The following is a 4,093-nucleotide window of genomic DNA, read 5'->3' as shown; positions in this document are numbered from 1 at the left end:
GGAAGGGGGACTCCAATCCGCTGTTTAAGACTGACGAAAGGTTTAGTAAATACGGAAGCTTAGCTCCTAAAGACAAAGCCGATTATGCTTTTGCTACGCATATGATTCATCACTTAGCCGATAACGGCGCTATGGCTATAGTTCTGCCTCACGGAGTACTATTTAGAGGCGGTGCGGAAGAAAAAATAAGAAAATACATAATAGAAAAATTAAACTATCTGGAAGCTGTTATTGGGCTTGCGCCTAATCTGTTTTACGGAACGCCTATTCCGGTCTGCGTAATGGTTTTTAGCAAATGCAGAAAAGAAGACGAAAAGATATTATTTATGGATGCAAGCGGAGAATTTGAAAAAGGCAAAAATCAGAATAGATTGACGGACGATAATATAAAAAAAATAGTAGATACGTATAAAGAGAAAAAAGAAACAGATAAATTTTCAAGATTAGTAAGTTTAGACGAAATCAAAGAAAACGATTATAATTTAAATATATCCAGATATATCGATACGTTTGAGGAAGAAGAATCAATCGATTTAGAAGCCGTTTCAAATGAAATTAAAAAATTAGAATTAGAAGAAATAGAAGTCGATAAAGAAATAGCCGGATATTGCAAAGAATTAGGTATTAATCCGCCGTTTGACCCAGATATAACAAATATTACAAAGGCTAATGGGGTTTAGTAATGAAAAACGTGCCCGAATTGAGATTTAACGAGTTTAATGACGAATGGAAAGAAGAAATGTTAGGAAATATATTGAAATATGAACAACCCAATAAATATATAAGCCAAGAACTAAACAAAAAAGGTAATACCCCTGTTTTAACTGCCAATAAATCATTTATTTTAGGATACACAAATGAAGCTAATTATATATATACAAATTTACCTGCAATAATATTTGATGATTTTACAACAGACAATAAGTATGTGAATTTTCCTTTTAAAATAAGATCGGGTGCTATCAAGATATTAACACATAAAAAACATAATATTAAATTTGTTTATTATAAAATGAATTTAATAAAATTTAAATTAGGAAATGAACACAAAAGATATTGGATATCAGAATTTCAATATTTAAAAATCTCTTCTCCTTCACTTCCTGAGCAGCAAAAAATAGCTTCATTTCTATCCACAATCGATAAAAAATAGAATTAGTTAAATTAAGACTGGAAAATCTTAAAAGATATAAAAAAGGCTTATTGCAAAAAATGTTTGTATAATTTATTAGCTAATTAACTAAAGAGATAGGCTATGATACAGAGCGAAATGATTTTAGAACTGGAATTCGTTACCCAGTTACAAACCTTAGGCTATGAATTGCTGAATATTCATAAGGAAGAAGACTTTATCGCCAATTTCAAAAAACAGATAGAAAAGTTTAATACCAAAGAATTAAATAATACCGCTTTAAGCGACAAGGAATTTCAAAAAATATTAAACCATTTAAATAAAGGGAACAGATTTCAAAAGGCGTCTAATTTAAGAGACAGATTTTTGCTCACAAGAGACGACGAAACCAAAATTTACATTAGATTTTTGAATACGGCAAAATGGTGTCAGAACTGCTATCAGGTTGCCCGCCAGATTAGAATAAAGGGCGCATACGGCAACAGATACGACGTTACGCTTTTAATAAACGGGCTTCCCCTTGTTCAGATAGAACTAAAGAAAAGAGGTATGGAATTAAAAGAAGCCTTTAATCAGATAAACCGCTACAGGATTCATTCATATCCTAATACCTTATTTGAGCATATCCAGATTTTTGTAATATCTAACGGCGTGAATACTAAATATTTTGCCAATAATCCTGACCAGAATTTTGAAAAGACTTTTTTCTGGACGGATGAACGCAATAATAAAATCTCAAATTTATCCGAATTTACCGATATTTTTTTAGAACCTTGCCACTTGTCTAAAATTATATCAAAATACATAGTTTTAAGCGAAAATAAAATGATGCCAATGATTTTAAGGCCGTATCAGTATTATGCGGTCGAAAAAATCATAGAAAGAGCTGAAAATTCTTCTGAAAACGGTTATATTTGGCATACCACCGGAAGCGGAAAGACTCTTACGTCTTTTAAGGCTTCTCAAGTATTGAAAGATATGCCCGATATCAAAAAAGTTTTATTCATCGTGGACAGAAAAGACTTAGACGCTCAAACCGTAGAAGAATTTAATAAATTTGCACCCGGCAGCGTGGATTCTACCGAAAATACTAAAACACTCGTTAATCAGCTTAAGGATAAAGACGTTAAATTAATAGTGACGACGATTCAAAAATTAGATTTAGCCGTGACAAAAGAATACCATAATCAGCATTTTGAATATCTTAAAAACGAAAAGGTAGTAATAATATTCGACGAATGTCACAGAAGCCAGTTCGGTAAAATACACGCGGATATAAAAAGATTTTTCGGCAAAGCTCAGCTTTTCGGTTTTACCGGAACGCCGATACTCGAAAAAAATTGCGTCGGCGGAGTTACGACAACCGCTGTTTTCAATAAATGTCTGCATACATATCTTATAACTGACGCCATAAGCGACGGCAACGCTTTAGGATTTGCCGTGGAGTATATCGGCAATTATACAAAAAAAGAAGGCGGTATATTTAACGAAAATATAGAAGTCGATATAACCAAAAAAGAAATACTTGAAAGCGAAAAAAGAATAGAAAAAGTAGTAGATTATATATTATCTATTCATAAAAAGAAAACCAAAGGCATATTTAATGCTATTTTAGCCGTTTCGAGCATAGAAGCTTTAAAAAAATATTATAATTTCTTTAAAATAAAAGAACACGATTTAAAAATAGCTGCTATCTTTACCTTTCAAGCTAACGAGGAAAAAGAAGACGTTTTTGACGTAGATGTTTTAGCGGAAGGTAATGAAAATAAATTATCTCGTGATTATCTGGAAGGTTGCATTAAAGATTATAACGAAATTTTTCAAACTAATTTTTCTACCGATGTTTTTTACAAATACTATGAAGACGTTCAAAAAAAAGTTAAAGGCAGGCAAATAGATTTATTAATCGTAGTAAATATGCTTTTAACTGGTTTTGACGCGCAAACGCTTAACACGTTATACGTCGATAAAAATTTGCGTTTTCACGGTCTCGTACAGGCGTATTCAAGAACCAACAGAATATTCAACGAGAAAAAACCATACGGAAATATTGTTTGTTTTAGGGATTTGAAAGCAAATACCGACGACGCGCTTGAATTGTTCGGCGACAAAAATGCAAAAGATATAGTATTTAAAGAACCTTACGAAAAACAAAAAAGTAAATTTAACGATGCCGTGTCCGAATTAAAAAAATTAGTTCCGACTATCGATGACATAGACGACCTTAAAAGCGAATCGGATAAAATTAAATTTGTTAAATTATTCAGAGAAATTATGAGGTTGAAGTCGTCTTTGGAATCTTACGTCGAGTTTAATTTTGACGATATAGACTTAAAAGAGCAGGAATATTTTGATTACCAGAGCAAATATTTGGACATTTACGAAAAAAGAAAAGACCCCGATGCTAAAACCGGCGGAGAGATAAACGATATAGATTTTTTACTTGAACTGGTAAGACAGGATATTATAAATTACGATTACATCGTAAATCTTTTGTCTAATTTAAAGAAAAAAGAAAAAAGCAGACCGGAAGAATACGCAAAAGACAAAGAAGATTTTCTGGTTAAGCTGACAAGGGATATGAATTATAAACCGAAAGAACCCTTTATTAAAAAGTTTATCGAATCGTATATGCCTTATATTAAGGAAAAAGACGTTAAAAAAGAATTTGATAACTTCTGGGAACGGGAAAAACATGGTTTTATCGATAAAATTGCCGCTGAAGAAAATTTGGATAGGGAAAAATTCAGGAAATTAATTAACGAATCTATATATACCGAGAAATTGCCGCTGGGGGATTCTATAATAGAAACTTTGAAAGAAGAACCTACTATTAAAAAAAGAATAGAGATAATAAAAAGAGTAAAAGAAAAGATAATAGAATTCGGGGCGGTATTCGAAAGGTGGTAGATATATTTTTTTGTTTATATTTTAATTAAAGAATAAAAATACATATTAATA

Annotated in this window: 3 protein-coding genes; all 3 read left to right on the top strand. The window is 31.6% G+C overall.

The genetic code is table 11. From position 1 onward, the window contains the following. The coding region (locus EVJ48_10300) for a type I restriction-modification system subunit M (GenBank protein ID RZV36539.1) at positions 1–680 on the top strand (680 nt) is incomplete at its 5' end. A gap of 2 nt (positions 681–682) precedes the next feature. Beyond that, positions 683–1,153, top strand: a complete 471-nt coding sequence (locus tag EVJ48_10295; GenBank protein RZV36538.1) for a hypothetical protein — start codon at positions 683–685, stop codon at positions 1,151–1,153. A gap of 102 nt (positions 1,154–1,255) precedes the next feature. After that, positions 1,256–4,042, top strand: coding sequence for a type I restriction endonuclease subunit R (locus tag EVJ48_10290; protein RZV36537.1), 2,787 nt, complete (start codon positions 1,256–1,258; stop codon positions 4,040–4,042). Positions 4,043–4,093 lie beyond the last annotated feature (51 nt).

It is taken from the genome of Candidatus Acidulodesulfobacterium acidiphilum (assembly GCA_008534395.1).
GTDB lineage: Bacteria > SZUA-79 > SZUA-79 > Acidulodesulfobacterales > Acidulodesulfobacteraceae > Acidulodesulfobacterium_A > Acidulodesulfobacterium_A acidiphilum.
The sequence above is the reverse complement of the archived record's forward strand: the minus strand, read 5'-3'. Positions and strand labels throughout refer to the sequence as shown.